The 12,725-nt window shown below is 71.0% G+C and carries 11 protein-coding genes; 8 read left to right on the top strand and 3 right to left on the bottom strand.

Features of this window, described 5'->3' with window-relative positions; all coding sequences use genetic code 11:
* The 3 genes from tilS to AC06FP_RS12860 form a co-directional block, all read right to left on the bottom strand.
* Positions 1-1,305, bottom strand: a complete 1,305-nt coding sequence (gene tilS / locus AC06FP_RS12870; RefSeq protein ID WP_478075770.1) for a tRNA lysidine(34) synthetase TilS — start codon at positions 1,303-1,305, stop codon at positions 1-3.
* Between the two features lie 145 nt (positions 1,306-1,450).
* Positions 1,451-1,987 carry a WG repeat-containing protein gene (locus AC06FP_RS12865; protein WP_478075769.1) on the bottom strand — a complete coding sequence of 179 codons (537 nt, stop codon included), beginning with the start codon at positions 1,985-1,987 and terminating at the stop codon, positions 1,451-1,453.
* Positions 1,984-3,681, bottom strand: coding sequence for an alkaline phosphatase family protein (locus AC06FP_RS12860; RefSeq protein WP_478075768.1), 1,698 nt, complete (start codon positions 3,679-3,681; stop codon positions 1,984-1,986). Before AC06FP_RS12860 ends, AC06FP_RS12865 begins: the two co-directional genes overlap by 4 nt.
* Positions 3,682-3,829: 148 nt before the next feature.
* On the opposite strand from AC06FP_RS12860, the gene AC06FP_RS12855 reads away from it, so the two are divergent.
* The 8 genes from AC06FP_RS12855 to AC06FP_RS12820 all read left to right on the top strand — a co-directional run bounded on the left by AC06FP_RS12855 (position 3,830) and on the right by AC06FP_RS12820 (position 12,690).
* On the top strand, positions 3,830-5,140 hold the full coding sequence (locus tag AC06FP_RS12855) for a dicarboxylate/amino acid:cation symporter (RefSeq protein ID WP_478075767.1): 1,311 nt from the start codon (positions 3,830-3,832) through the stop codon (positions 5,138-5,140).
* Positions 5,141-5,244: 104 nt separating this feature from the next.
* Positions 5,245-6,612 carry a M16 family metallopeptidase gene (locus AC06FP_RS12850; RefSeq protein WP_456116517.1) on the top strand — a complete coding sequence of 456 codons (1,368 nt, stop codon included), beginning with the start codon at positions 5,245-5,247 and terminating at the stop codon, positions 6,610-6,612.
* Between the two features lie 10 nt (positions 6,613-6,622).
* Positions 6,623-8,044, top strand: coding sequence for a M16 family metallopeptidase (locus tag AC06FP_RS12845; RefSeq protein WP_478075766.1), 1,422 nt, complete (start codon positions 6,623-6,625; stop codon positions 8,042-8,044).
* A 395-nt stretch (positions 8,045-8,439) separates the two neighbouring features.
* Positions 8,440-8,973, top strand: a complete 534-nt coding sequence (locus AC06FP_RS12840; protein WP_478075765.1) for a hypothetical protein — start codon at positions 8,440-8,442, stop codon at positions 8,971-8,973.
* Entirely contained in the window at positions 8,974-9,627 is a 654-nt protein-coding gene (locus AC06FP_RS12835; protein WP_478075764.1) for a hypothetical protein, read from the top strand.
* Positions 9,628-9,670: 43 nt separating this feature from the next.
* Entirely contained in the window at positions 9,671-11,062 is a 1,392-nt protein-coding gene (locus AC06FP_RS12830; RefSeq protein ID WP_478075763.1) for an adhesin, read from the top strand.
* A gap of 155 nt (positions 11,063-11,217) precedes the next feature.
* Positions 11,218-11,904, top strand: coding sequence for a C39 family peptidase (locus AC06FP_RS12825; protein ID WP_456119447.1), 687 nt, complete (start codon positions 11,218-11,220; stop codon positions 11,902-11,904).
* Between the two features lie 12 nt (positions 11,905-11,916).
* Positions 11,917-12,690, top strand: a complete 774-nt coding sequence (locus AC06FP_RS12820; RefSeq protein WP_478075762.1) for a hypothetical protein — start codon at positions 11,917-11,919, stop codon at positions 12,688-12,690.
* The last annotated feature ends 35 nt before the right edge of the window (positions 12,691-12,725 follow it).

Here is a 12,725-nt window from a genome sequence, read left to right as displayed (position 1 = left end):
TCAATTCGCGCCGTCCGGCGCCTGCCAGCGCAGCTGCGCGCCGCGCGCCTGCAGCCAGTCGTGCAGCGGTGCGGCGAGGATGCGGTCGCCGGCGGCGAGCACCTGCGTGCCATCGCACAGCAGCGGCAGGTGCGGGCGCAGCCAGGGCGGGATGGCCGAGGCCTGCAGGCGGTGCTTGAGCAGGTGCGAGTGGCCGCGGCCGGGCAGCTGGATGCGTTCGCCGCCCTCGCGCTGGCGTACCTGCAGCGGCGCGTCGAAGCCGGGCGCGCCCTGCAGGGCCAGCATGCCGCCATCGGGCAGCGCCAGCGGCGCGCGGCCGTCCCAATCGGCCTGCCAGCCGGGCGGCCAGCCACGCAGCCCGGCCACGGCATGCAGGCGGTCGCGCCAGCGCACGATGCGCGCCTGCTGCCAGCGGAACTCCGCCTGCCGGTCGTGGCCGGCGCCCAGCAGGTCGTGCTGGATGCGCGCCACGCCGTTGCCCGGCAGCGGCGGCAGGCCGCATTGCCGGACCCACAGCCGCAGCACGCGGGCGCAGGCGGGCTCCGGCAGCGCCGATAGCGCCGCGACCGACAGCGCGTCGCCGTCATCGCCATCGCCAGCTCGGCAGGCGTGCAGCCATCGTTCGTCCTGCGCCTGCAGCAGCGCCGCGGCCTCGCCGGCCAGCGTTGCGCTGCGCGCGAATACGGCGGCCGCGTCAGGCCAGCGCTTGGCCAGCAGCGGCATCACCGCGTTGCGCAGGAAATTGCGGTCGAAGGCCTCGTCGCCATTGCTGGGGTCTTCGATCCAGTGCAGGCCGTGCCGGCGGGCATGGGCTTCCAGCGCCGCGCGCGGGGTGTGCAGCAGCGGCCGCCACAGCTGGCCGGCGCCGAACTGGCGGTGTCCGCGCATCGCCGCCAGTCCCTCCACGCCCGAGCCGCGCAGGGCGCGCAGCAGGAAGGTCTCGGCCTGGTCGTCGCGGTGGTGTGCCAGCGCCAGCCGTTCCCCTGCCTGCAGCAGGCCGGCGAACGCCGCGTAGCGGGCGCGGCGCGCGGCGGCTTCGAGGCCTTCGCCGGCCGCCATGTCCACCTGCACGCGCACGACCTGCAGCGGCACCTGCCATTGATCGCAGACGCGCTGGCAGTGCGCGGCCCATGCGTCGGCGGCGGGCTGCAGCCCGTGGTGCACGTGCACTGCGCGCAGGCCATGCGTGCGCGCAGCCGGGGCGTCCGCCAGCAGGTGCAGCAGCACGGTCGAGTCCAGCCCGCCGCTGAAACCGACCAGCACCGGCGTGGCGACGTCAGTCAGCGGTGACAGGCACGATTCCATCGCCGCATTGTAGGAGCGGCTTCAGCCGCGAGGGGCATGCGGACGGATCCTCCTTCCGCGCATCGGCGGCCAATGCGGTGCAGGTGAACCCTGTCCCATGTGTTTTCGATGCGCGCCGGCCACGCGGGAGGGGCCGCCCCCTCCGTTACGGGGAATCGGGCAGCGCGTTGCCCTGGCGGTCGATGCGCAAGCGCGTGCCGCCCACGATATCCGTATGGCCGCCGGCGTCGGGCGTGCCCTCGCGGCAGCCGTTGCAGACCTCTGCGCTGCCGTTCCGGAAGGGGAAGCCCCAGTCGAAACGCGCGGCGAAGGCCGGCTGCAGGCCGGTGTCGTAATAGCCGATCCGGCCGTCCACGCGCGCGCGGACCAGGCCTTCGGCGAAGTAGTCCGGGCCGTTGTCGTAGGTGATGACCGGCAGGTAGGTGCCGTCGCGGCGCACGTAGTAGTACTGGCGGCCGGCCTGCAGCGTGGCCAGTCCGTTTTCGTCGAAGCGCAGCCGCGCCAGTGCGCCGGCGCCGAGGGCGAGCGTGCCCGGCGCCGTCTGCATGCAGCCGGGCAGTACCTCGAAGCGCTCGGTGTCGCGGCGATGGCAGGCTTCCCCGGCGCAGGCCAGGGCGGGCAGCAGGGCCAGCGACAGCAGTGCCGCCGCTGGCCCCGACGCATGTTGTCGCGTGCGGTTCACGGCGCCCTGCGTTCGAACTTCGCCGGCTGCGGCAGCTCCACCGGCACGCCCTGCGCATCGCAGGTGCCCTGCGCGCACAGGCGCTCGCGCAGGCGCGGGGTGGCCTGCACGATCAGGTGGTAGATGGCGTTCTGTTCCATCGTGCCGCGCACCGCGGTGCTGCCCGGGCCGCGCGCCCAGATGCCGACGTCCTCGCCGCCGTGCGACTCGGCCTTGGCCGGGACCAGCGCCTCCTGCATGTAGTCCGGGTGCTCGGTATCGACATGGGTCAGGTCGGGACGGCCCTGCGCCGGCTCGTAGCTGCTGGGCATGTGCGGGAAGGTCTTGGGGCCGGCCGGCTGGCGGTTGCTGGCGCCGGTGTAGCCCGGGCCGTTGGCGTAGCTGAGCGTGGTGTAGGGCAGGCCGGTGGCGTCGCGGGCCAGGTCCAGGCCGCCGGCGCCATCCTCGCCGCCCTTGTCCCGGACCTTGCCCAGGATCGGGTTGCCGCGCGCCGGGTAGCCGACGAAGTTGAGCGTATGCGAATGGTCGGCGGTGACGATGATCAGGGTGTCCTCGGCCGAGGTCGCCTCGACCGCCGCGCGCACCGCGTCGGACATGGCGATGGTGTCGCCCAGCGCACGCGCGGCGTTGCCGCTGTGGTTGGCGTGGTCGATGCGCGCGCCTTCCACCATCAGCACGTAGCCTTCCGGATGCCTGGACAGGTTGGCGATGGCGGCGCGGGTCAGCTCGGCCAGCGACGGCTCGCCGGCCGGGTCCCTGGCGCGGTCCTGCTCGTACTGCATGTGGTCGGGCTCGAACAGGCCCAGCAGCGCCGGCGCATCGGCGGCGGCCTTGAGCTGCTCGGCGTTCCACACGTAGGCGCCCTGCGGGTGGGCGGCCTGCCATTCGGCCACCAGGTTGCGACCGTCCAGGCGCAGGCCGACCTTGTCGGCGTATTCCGGGTCCTGCTCGTTGATGGTGGTGAACTGGCCGCGGCCGCCGCCCAGCGCGACCAGCGGGCCGCGGCCATAGCGCGAGGTCGACAGCAGCTGCTGGGCGATGTCCACGCAGCCGGCGGCGCGGGCCTTTTCCGGCAGGTCGGTGTCGTTCTCCCAGTTGCGGTCCGGCGAATGCGCGTAGGTCGCCGCCGGGGTGGCATGGGTCAGGCGCGCGGTGGACACCACGCCGGTGGCCATGCCGGCGCTGTCGGCCAGCTGCAGCCAGGTCAGGGCGTGCTTGCCCAGGCTGTCGGCGCAGTCGCTGCGGCTGCCGGCGCTGACGCCGATGGCGCCCATGTGGGTCTTCACCCCGGTGGTGATGGCGGTCATGGTGCCGGCCGAATCCGGGGTCTGCGAATCGGTGTTGTAGGTCTTGCTGAAGGCGGTGGCCGGGAAGCGTTCCCAGGACAGCAGGTTCTCCTCGCCCGGGTTGCCGTGGCGCTGGCCTTCCAGGATGCGCGCGGCGGCCACCGTGGTCAGGCTCATGCCGTCGCCCAGGAACAGGATCACGTTCTTCGCCCTGCCGGCCATCGCGCCGTTGGCGGCGGCCTGCGCGGCGCCGTTGCGGTACCACCATTGCGGGGTCTCGCCCTGCGGGTGGCTGACCGCCGGTACCTCGACGGCGAAGGCCTGCGGCGCCCTGGGCGCGGCGGTACTGGCGCAGGCGCCGAGCAGCAGGGTGGACAGGGCGGCGAGCAGGGGAGTGGCGTGGCGCATGCGGTCGACCATCGATCATGAACAGACGGCCATTATGACAATCCCGAAAAGGCATGCCGATGACACGCAGCTTTTCCGCACGGGGATCGTGCCGTCACCGGGCTTGCGCTATCGTGCCGGTCCCTGAAAAAGTTCCCGGATCCCCTCTATGAAGCTGGTCTCTGCCTGGTTGCGGATTCCGTTCTGGCAGCGCGTGGCAGGTGGCTTCGTGCTCGGCGCGCTGGCCGGCTGGGTGCTGGGCCCGGCCGCCGAGGTCTGGTTCGGCCCGCTGGGCGAGCTGTACGTCACCCTGATCAAGATGATCGCCGTGCCGCTGGTGTTCTTCGCGGTGATCAGCGCCATCGGCTCGCTGCACGGGCAGAAGTCGGTGGCCGCGCTGGGCGGGCGCACCTTCCTGTGGTTCATCGTCACCGCCGCGCTGGCGGTATGCGTGGGCCTGGGCGTGGGCACGGTGATGCAGCCGGGCACCGGTGGCCTGAGCCTGGCGATGGACAGCGCCTACACCCCGCGCGACGTGCCGTCGGTGGCCAAGGTGCTGATGGACGTGGTGCCGTCCAACGTGTTCTACGCGCTGTCGGGCATCGGCACCAGGGTCAACGCCGCCGGCGAGACCGTGCTGGCCGCCGGGCGCGGCTCGATCCTGCCGGTGATCTTCTTCGCCGGCCTGCTCGGCTTCGCCATGGTCAAGCTCGGCGACAAGGTGAGCGAGGCGCGCAAGCTCACCGGGCAGATGAGCGAGATCATGATCCAGGTCACCCGCTTCGTGCTGGAGATGACCCCGCTGGGCACCTTCGGCCTGATCGCCGGCCTGGTCGGCAGCTACGGCTTCGAGAAGCTGCTGCCGCTGGGCAGCTTCGTGCTGGCGCTGTACGTGGCCTGCGCGCTGCACATCGTGGTGGTCTACAGCGGCCTGCTGCTGGCGCACGGGCTGAACCCGATCAAGTTCTTCCGTGGCGCCGCGCCGGGCATGCAGGTGGCCTTCGTGGCCTCCTCGAGCTTCGCGGCGATGCCGGCGGCGATGCGGTCGATCACCGCCAACCTCGGCGTCAACAAGGACTACGCCTCCTTCGCGGTGCCGCTGGGCGCGAGCATCAAGATGGACGGCTGCGGCGCGATCTACCCGGCGCTGTGCGCGGTGTTCATCGCCCAGTACACCGGCGTGCCGCTGACCCCGGAACAGTACGTGGTGGTGCTGATCGCCTCGGTGCTGGGCAGCTTCGGCACCGCCGGCGTGCCGGGCACGGCGGTGGTGATGGCCACCGTGGTGCTGAGCGCGGCCAACCTGCCGCTGGAGACCATCGGCTACCTGTACGCCATCGACCGCGTGCTGGACATGATGCGCACCATGACCAACGTCACCGGGCAGATGGTGGTGCCGGTGATCGTGGCCAAGGAAACCGGGCTGCTGGACCAGCAGGTCTACGACGCCCCGGTCCGCGCCGGCGTCGGGGTGGACTGACCGTCCGTCGGAGGAGTGACCTCCGGCGGATACCCGCGCGGCGCGGGGGCATTATGGTGGCGGCGGCCGTCCGGCCTGCCCATGACAACGAAAGGAGTCGCTCCATGATGCTGCAACGCATGCTCCTGCTGGCCGGCTGCGCGCTGGCCGGCACGGCGGCTGCCGCCAACGCCGATCAGTGGCGGGTGCCGGTGGCGGTCGAGAAACTCGACAACGGCCTGACCGTGGTGGTGTCCGAGGACCACAGCGCGCCGGTGGTCGGCGTCAGCGTGGTCTACCACGTCGGCATGCGCCTGGAACCGCGCAACCGCACCGGCTTCGCGCACCTGTTTGAGCACCTGATGTTCCAGGGCACGCCGCAGGCGCGCAAGGGCGTGTTCGACAGCGTGATCACCGGCGGCGGCGGCCGCAACAACGGCTCCACCCGCGCCGATTTCACCAACTACATCGAGACCGCGCCGGTGTCGGCGCTGGAGCCGATGCTGTGGCTGGAAGCGGACCGCATGCGCACCCTGGACTTCAACCCGGAGACGCTGAAGAACCAGCAGGACGTGGTCAAGGAGGAAATCCGCAACAACGTGCAGAACCAGCCCTACGGCGCGTTCATGTGGATCGACATCGGCCAGCACGCGTTCTCCAAATGGGAGAACAACCATGACGGCTACGGCAGCTTCGACGACCTGGAGAACGCCAGCCTCGACGACGTACGTGGCTTCCACCGTGATTTCTACGGCCCCAACAACGCGGTGCTGTCCATCGCCGGCGACGTCACCCCGGAACAGGGCTTCGCCTTGGCCAAACGCTACTTCGGCGACATCCCGGCACGGCCGACGCCGCCGCGCCCGGACTACGCCGAAGGGCTCAATACCAAGGAGATCCGCCTGCAGCAGTCCGACGCGCTGGCGCAGGTGCCGGCGCTGGCGGTGGGCTGGAAGATGCCCGACCGCGGCAGCCGCGACCAGGCGCCGATGGCGGTGCTGGGCGCGCTGCTGGCCGATGGCGAGGCCTCGCGCCTGCACCAGGGGCTGGTCAAGGACCGCCAGCTGGCCTTGAACGTCGAATCGCTCTACGGCCTGACCAGCGCCTGGGAATACGACGGCCCGACCCTGTTCGTGGTGTTCGCGATGTACAAGCCCGACCACGACGCCGACGCGGTGCTGTCCGGCATCGACGCGGAGATCGCCCGGGTCGCCACCGAGGGCGTGGATGCAGCCACGCTGGCGCGGGTCAAGACCCAGCTGCTGGCGCAGTGGTACGACGGCCTGGAAATGTTCCTGGACCGCGCCGACACCCTGGCCAAGCTGCAGACCCTGTGGGGCGATGCCAACGTGGTCAACCGCATTCCGGGCTGGATCGAAACGGTCAGCGCCGCCGATGTGCAGCGCGCCGCGCGCACCTACCTGACCACCGCCAACCGCACCGTCATCGACCGCAAGCCGGCGGCGATGCTGGCCCCCGCCGCGCAGAAGTGAGGACACCGCCATGATCAAGCCAATGCCGTGCCTGCTCGCGATGGGCCTGGCCCTGTCGCTCGCCTCCGCTGGCGCCAACGCCGCCACGCCGGACCTGCCCGCCGGCCTGCCGGGCTACGCCGCCGACAAGCCGCTGCCGGTGCCGGACATCTCGCGCAGGACCCTGGGCAATGGGCTGGAAGTGTGGGTGGTGCCACGCGACGGGCTGCCGCGCGTGGACTACGTGCTGGCCATGCGCGACGCCGGGCTGGCCGCCGATGCCGCCGCCACGCCGGGTTTCGCCAGCGTGCTGGCGCAGCTGCTCACCGCGGGCACCCAGGCGCACGACGCGCGCCAGATCGCCGAGCTGGCCCAGGGCATGGGCGGCAGCATCGGCGCCAGCGCCAGCGTCGATGGCCTGCTGCTCAGCGCCCAGGCGCTGGCCTCGCAGGCCAAGCCGATGCTGGCGCTGCTGGCCGAAGTCGCGCGCGCGCCGTCCTTCGCCGACAACGAGGTGGAGCTGGCCCGCGCCAATGCCGCCCAGGAACTCAAGGCCGCCGAGGCCCAGCCGGGTTTCCGCGCCTCGCGCGCGCTGCTGAAGGCGGTCTATGGCGACCATCCCTATGCACGCACGCAGCTGGACCAGGCCACCCTGCCTGCACTGACCCCGGCGGCGCTGAAACAGGAGCACGCGCGCCGCTTCCGTCCGGCGCACGGCCTGCTGGTGATCACCGGCCGGATCGATGCGGCGACCGCGTTCGCCGAGGCCGAACGCGCCTTCGGCGACTGGCAGGGGCAGGGCGAGGCGGCGGCGGACACGGCGCCGGCACCGCGGCAGGCGGCAGCCCAGCGCACCATCCTGCCGCGGCCCGGCAGCGTGCAGTCCACGTTCCGGATCGGCCGCCCGGCCATCGCCGCCACCGACCCGGACTACGTGCCGCTGCAGCTGGCCAGCACCGTGCTGGGCAGCGGCATCAGCAGCCGCCTCAACCAGAACCTGCGCGAGGAAAAGGGCTACACCTACGGCGCTGGCGCGCGCCTGGCGGCGCTGCGCGCCGGAGGCAACCTGGTGGCGTCGGCCGACGTGCGCAACGAGGTCACCGGCGCGTCGCTGAAGGAGTTCTTCAGGGAGTTCGAGCGGCTGGGCAGGGAGCCGGTGCCGGCCGCGGAGCTGGAGTCGACCAAGCGCTACGTCGCCGGTGGCTACCTGATCAGCAACCAGCTGCAGGCCGCGGTGGCCGGCACCCTGGCCAGCAACTGGCTGGCCGGCCTGCCGGCCGAGTTCCTGGGCCAGTACGTGGGCAGGATCCGCGCGGTCGATGCGGCGAAGCTGCAGGACGTGGCCGCGCGCTACTACGCGCCGGACGCGCAGTCGGTGATCGTGGTGGGCGACCGCGACGCGGTGGCCCCGCAGCTGGCGCCGTTCGGCAGCTTCGGCGTCGAGGAACGCTGAGGCGACCGCATCCGGGCCGGAGCGTTTCCGGCCCGGATGGCGGCGCTGCCGCCTGCGCGTGGTGGTCGTGGGTTTGCCGCGGCATGCGCCGTCGCCTGACCTGGATGCGCATTGCCCCGGCGTTCCCGCCAAGGCCGCGCCGGCCCGCCGATCCGGCAACCGCACCGGGTGTAACGCCGGGCAGCGGCAACTGTAACTTGACTGATACACCGCGGTGCGGCGCCCGTGCGCCGCGCCGCCCTGCGCGCCGGCCGACGGCCCGGGGCGCTGCGCGATGTAAAGGGTGATACAGGCCAGTCACCGGGCGTAGTGCTTCAAGTCTTTGTTTTTGAATGAAAACGAGGCTTGGCACGGATGCTGCTCCGCCTCCCGCGTTGACCGGGGAGGGCAGGGCGATGGCAGGCAGGAACCCACCACTGTTTCCGATTCTGATCGGCGGGCTGCTGGCGATGGGCGCCAGCGCCACCGTCCAGGCTTCGGGCGCGCGCCAGGGCGTGAAGCCGCAACCCGGCGAGATCGTGCTGCTGCGCGATGTTCCCACCCGGCCGGCGTACCGCATGCAGCCGCCGGGAATGGCGCTGATCGTCGATCCCTCGCCGCGCCGCGAACTGGCCGCCGCGCTGGGCATCGGCGGCGGCATCGACGAGCTGGATGAGGACGGCTATGCCGCCATCGACTCGGCGACGGACCGGTCCCCGTCCGCACCTGCCGGGCATACCACCGTCGAACGGGTGACCAGCGGCATGGTCGGTACCACGCTGGGCCGTGCCATGGGCGAGGGCGGGGCGCTGTCCGGCGCCCAACTCGCGCGCACCATCGGCGGGCCGATGGGCGCGGTCGGTGGCGCCACCCGTGGCATCGGCGACCAGGTACGCGGTGCGCTGGCGCAGTTCCCGATGGGCCAGCCGGCCGGACCGGGAGGCCGTTGAATGGCCACGCACGCTCCCGTCGGCCGCCTGCCGGTCCTGCTTCTGCCGGCGCTCCTGCTGGCGGGCAGCACCACCGCCCGGGCGCAGCAGGCCGCCGACCCGTACGCGCCGATGCTCGCCTACCTGCAGGAGCACAGCAGCCGCATCGACGGCAATGCGCTGGCCGGCAGCCAGGGCGCCATCGGCATCAACCAGGCGGCGGGCGATCTCAACCTGCAGGCCAACCTGCGCAGCGTGGCGGTCGGCCGCCGCGCCGATGCCGGCGGCCATGCGCGCCAGTCGCAGACGGACGGCCATGCCGACGCGCCGCTGGCGGCGTCAGCCAGCATCGGCGGCAATGCGCTGGCCGGCGCCGGCGGCATCGTTTCGATCAACCAGGCCAGTGGTGGCGGCAATACGGAGCTCAACTCCGTGGTCGTTTCCCTGGCCGCACAGGGCATACGCGAAGCGGGGGACGAGGCGATGGCCGCGCCGTCCGCGTTCGCGTCGGCAGGGGAGCGGTTCGTTGCCGGCGATCCACGCGCCATCCGCAAGGTGGCGGTGGAGGCATCCGCGTTGCGCGGCTTCGGTGGTGTGCTGCAACTCAACCAGACAGCGGGATCAGGCAATGCCGTGGAAAACAGCATCGGCATTTCCGTGCAAGGCATCCCGTGAGCCATGTTCCATCCACCCGATCGAGAAACCTGAAGAGGGCACCATGAAAGCGAATGTCAAATGGACGGTACTCGCCATGGCCGTTGCCACGCTGGTCGCCAGCGCGGCTGCGAGTGCGGCGGACGACCAGAACGCCAGCGCCAACATCGATCACAAGCACAACGTGACCGAGACGCGCACCAACACCACCACCAATACCACCACCAACACCACGGTCGATACCGACGTCGACCTGAAGCTGGATGCCGCCGCGACGCTGCGCTACTCCGACTCGCGCTCCAACACCGAGGTGCACGAGAACGTGCAGAAGACCTCCAACGTGAGTTCCGACGAACGCAGGGAGAAGAACAACCACGGCGTGGACGTGAACCTGGAGAAGGACCTGCGCCTGGGTTCGGACATCCAGTTCTCCGGCGACCCGACCATCAGCGGCGACATCGACATCGACTCGGCCGCGATCGCGGTGGTCGACAACCGCCAGTCGATCTCCGGCAACACGACCGAGAACGGCCTGGTGGAAAACACGGCGTCCATCGCCGACGACGTCGGCTCCGCCGCTTCGGGCAACCTCGGCTTCAACGTCGCCGCCGGCGACAACAATGCCCAGGACAACGCCGCCTCGCTGTCGGCGGCCGATGCCTCCTTCAGCTTCGGCATGGCCGACGCCGAGGTGTTCGTCAACCAGAGCGGCATGAACAACGCCACCATGAACCACGGCGTGACCAACAGCGCGGGCGTCGGCGGCAACGCCTTCGCCAACGCCGCCGGCAACATCGGCGTCAACGTGACCTCGGGCAACAACAACGAGCAGAAGAACGCGCTCGCCGCTTCCGTCGCCACGTCCGCCTACGCGCAGTCGAGCATCAGTTCCAACCAGGTCTCCACCGGCAACCACGTGGAGAACAACGGGTATTACGACTACGTGGTGAACAGCTATACGCTCAACCTGAGCGGCCGCGTGGCGGGCACCACCCGCAGCACCGGCACCGGCACCTACAACGGCACCGGAAACGCCTACCAGAAGACCAACTTCTACCCGGACAACTGGACCGGCAACACGCATCCGGGCGGCAACCAGACCGGGCACAGCGACTGGGACTTCCAGACCCAGGGCGCGGTCGCCAACCCCAACCGCCCGGGCGTGGGCGGCATGGCCTGGGACACGGATGAGCACGGCAACCTGTCGTTCTCGGAAATGGGCACGGCCGACCTGGTGGCCAGCCTGAGCGGCCAGGTGGTCGACATCGACTGGATCGCGGTCGACGCCACCAACACCGCTAGCCTGTCCGGCAGCGCCTTCAGCGGGGCCTCGGGCAACATCGGCGTGAACGTCTCCTCCGGCACCGGCAACCTGCAGGCCAACAGCCTGGCGCTTGCGGTGGCGCAGCCGTCCACCGGCGGCGGTGGAGGCGGTGGCGGCGAAGGCGGCCAGTGACAGTCGTGGCCCGCCGCTGAACGGCGCGCCATGGCGCAAGCGAGCGCCCGGCCATCCGCCAATGGCCGGGCGATCCCGGGAGCCCTTGCCCGTCCCCTGCGGACAGGGGCTCCCACCTGTCGAACACACCCCGGAGAACCGCCATGTATCGCAGGATGTTGCTGCTGGCCTGGGCCGTGTGCATGGCCTGGCCCTGCGCCGCCGCGGACGTCGCCTTCGGCGGCGTGCTGCCCAATGGCGCGCTCTACCGGCAGCCGGTGGAGAGCATGCAGGAACGGCGTTTCCGCCACCTGGTCAGGCAGCACACCGACTACAGCTGCGGGGCGGCGGCGCTGGCCACGGTGCTGCGCTACGCCTACCACCTGGAAGCCGACGAATCGACGGTGATCGAGGGAATGATGGGCGTGGCGGACCCGGCGCTGGTACGCCAGCGCGGTTTCTCGCTGCTGGACATCAAGCGCTATGTCGAATCGCTGGGCATGCGTGGCCGCGGTTACCGGATCAGCGAAGAGCGGCTGCGTTCGCTGCGCGTTCCCGGGCTGGTGCTGATGGACGTGCGCGGCTTCCGCCATTTCGTCGTGCTCAAGCAGGTGCGCGGCGACACGGCCGAACTGGCCGACCCGATCCTGGGCAACCGGTCGGTGCCGCTGACGGATTTCCTCGCCGCATGGCCCTCGCGTGCGGTGTTCATCGTGATCGGCAGCGATTTCGACCGCAACACCGTGCTGCTGGCGCCCGGCGAAAGGCCCAGTGCCCGCGCGCTTTACGCGCGGCAGGGAGCGGGCGCCATCACCGACGCCGAGCTGGTGGACTTCGGCTTTACCCACGCCGACCTGTTTTGAAGGACAAGGATCATGAACATCGCGATGCATGCCGGCCTGGTGCTGGCACTGGCCACGGCCTTCCCCGTGCTTGCTGCCGATGCCGGCAGCGCGCCGGGCCGGAAGCTGCAGGAAATCCCGGACGCGGAACTGGGGCTGATGCGCGGACGCTATACCGTGGGCGGCAACGCGGTGGCGTGGTTCGGGGTGACGATGATCTCCAGCTGGCAGACCGCTTCCGGCCAGCAACTGCAGGGCGCACTGACGCTGGCGATGGATTTCGGCAACGGCAAGATCCCCAGGGTCAGTTTCACGCCCAGCGTGAGCATCACCGCGGCCGATGCGCCGCTGCCCGATACCGGCGGCGGCGGGCGCAGCATCGATGGCAGCGGGCTGCGCAACGTGGCCGGGCTGGTGCAGAGCGTGCAGGTGGCCGGCGACGGCAACCGGGCCAGCAATGCCCTGCAGCTGACCGTGCGCGACGCTGGCGCGATGCCCGACGGTAGCAGCGCCGCCGCCAGCGGCCAGGCGCGGCGCCAGGTGGAGGGCGCCAGCGCCGTGGCCGCTTTCGACGGCGACGCGGCGCGCGTGCTGCTGCAGATCGACGGACAGGGGGCGGTGGAGCAGTGGCTGCGCAGCGGCAGCGTGGGCCAGCGCATCGCGTTGGCCGGAGACGGGCAACAGGCCGCCAACCGCCTGCAGATCGACCTGGTGAGGCAGGGCGTGGCCGGCAATCCGTCATTGGTGCAGAACGTGGCCCAGGCCATCGCGCTGACCCGTGGCGGCGGCATCGCGGCAGGGCAATGAGCCGGCGTGGCCGGCAGTGGCAACCGGGCATCGAT

It is taken from the genome of Stenotrophomonas sp. Steno-Z2, from assembly GCF_056393235.1.
This window is presented reverse-complemented; position numbering and strand designations above follow the sequence as displayed.

Bases quoted from the DNA above. Each gene is read 5' to 3' on its own strand.
- tilS (WP_478075770.1), bottom strand. From the start codon at position 1,305: ATGGAATCGTGCCTGTCACCGCTGACTGACGTCGCCACGCCGGTGCTG.
- AC06FP_RS12860 (WP_478075768.1), bottom strand. From the start codon at position 3,681: ATGCGCCACGCCACTCCCCTGCTCGCCGCCCTGTCCACCCTGCTGCTC.
- AC06FP_RS12855 (WP_478075767.1), top strand. From the start codon at position 3,830: ATGAAGCTGGTCTCTGCCTGGTTGCGGATTCCGTTCTGGCAGCGCGTG.
- AC06FP_RS12850 (WP_456116517.1), top strand. From the start codon at position 5,245: ATGATGCTGCAACGCATGCTCCTGCTGGCCGGCTGCGCGCTGGCCGGC.
- AC06FP_RS12845 (WP_478075766.1), top strand. From the start codon at position 6,623: ATGATCAAGCCAATGCCGTGCCTGCTCGCGATGGGCCTGGCCCTGTCG.
- AC06FP_RS12840 (WP_478075765.1), top strand. From the start codon at position 8,440: ATGGCAGGCAGGAACCCACCACTGTTTCCGATTCTGATCGGCGGGCTG.
- AC06FP_RS12835 (WP_478075764.1), top strand. From the start codon at position 8,974: ATGGCCACGCACGCTCCCGTCGGCCGCCTGCCGGTCCTGCTTCTGCCG.
- AC06FP_RS12830 (WP_478075763.1), top strand. From the start codon at position 9,671: ATGAAAGCGAATGTCAAATGGACGGTACTCGCCATGGCCGTTGCCACG.
- AC06FP_RS12825 (WP_456119447.1), top strand. From the start codon at position 11,218: ATGTTGCTGCTGGCCTGGGCCGTGTGCATGGCCTGGCCCTGCGCCGCC.
- AC06FP_RS12820 (WP_478075762.1), top strand. From the start codon at position 11,917: ATGAACATCGCGATGCATGCCGGCCTGGTGCTGGCACTGGCCACGGCC.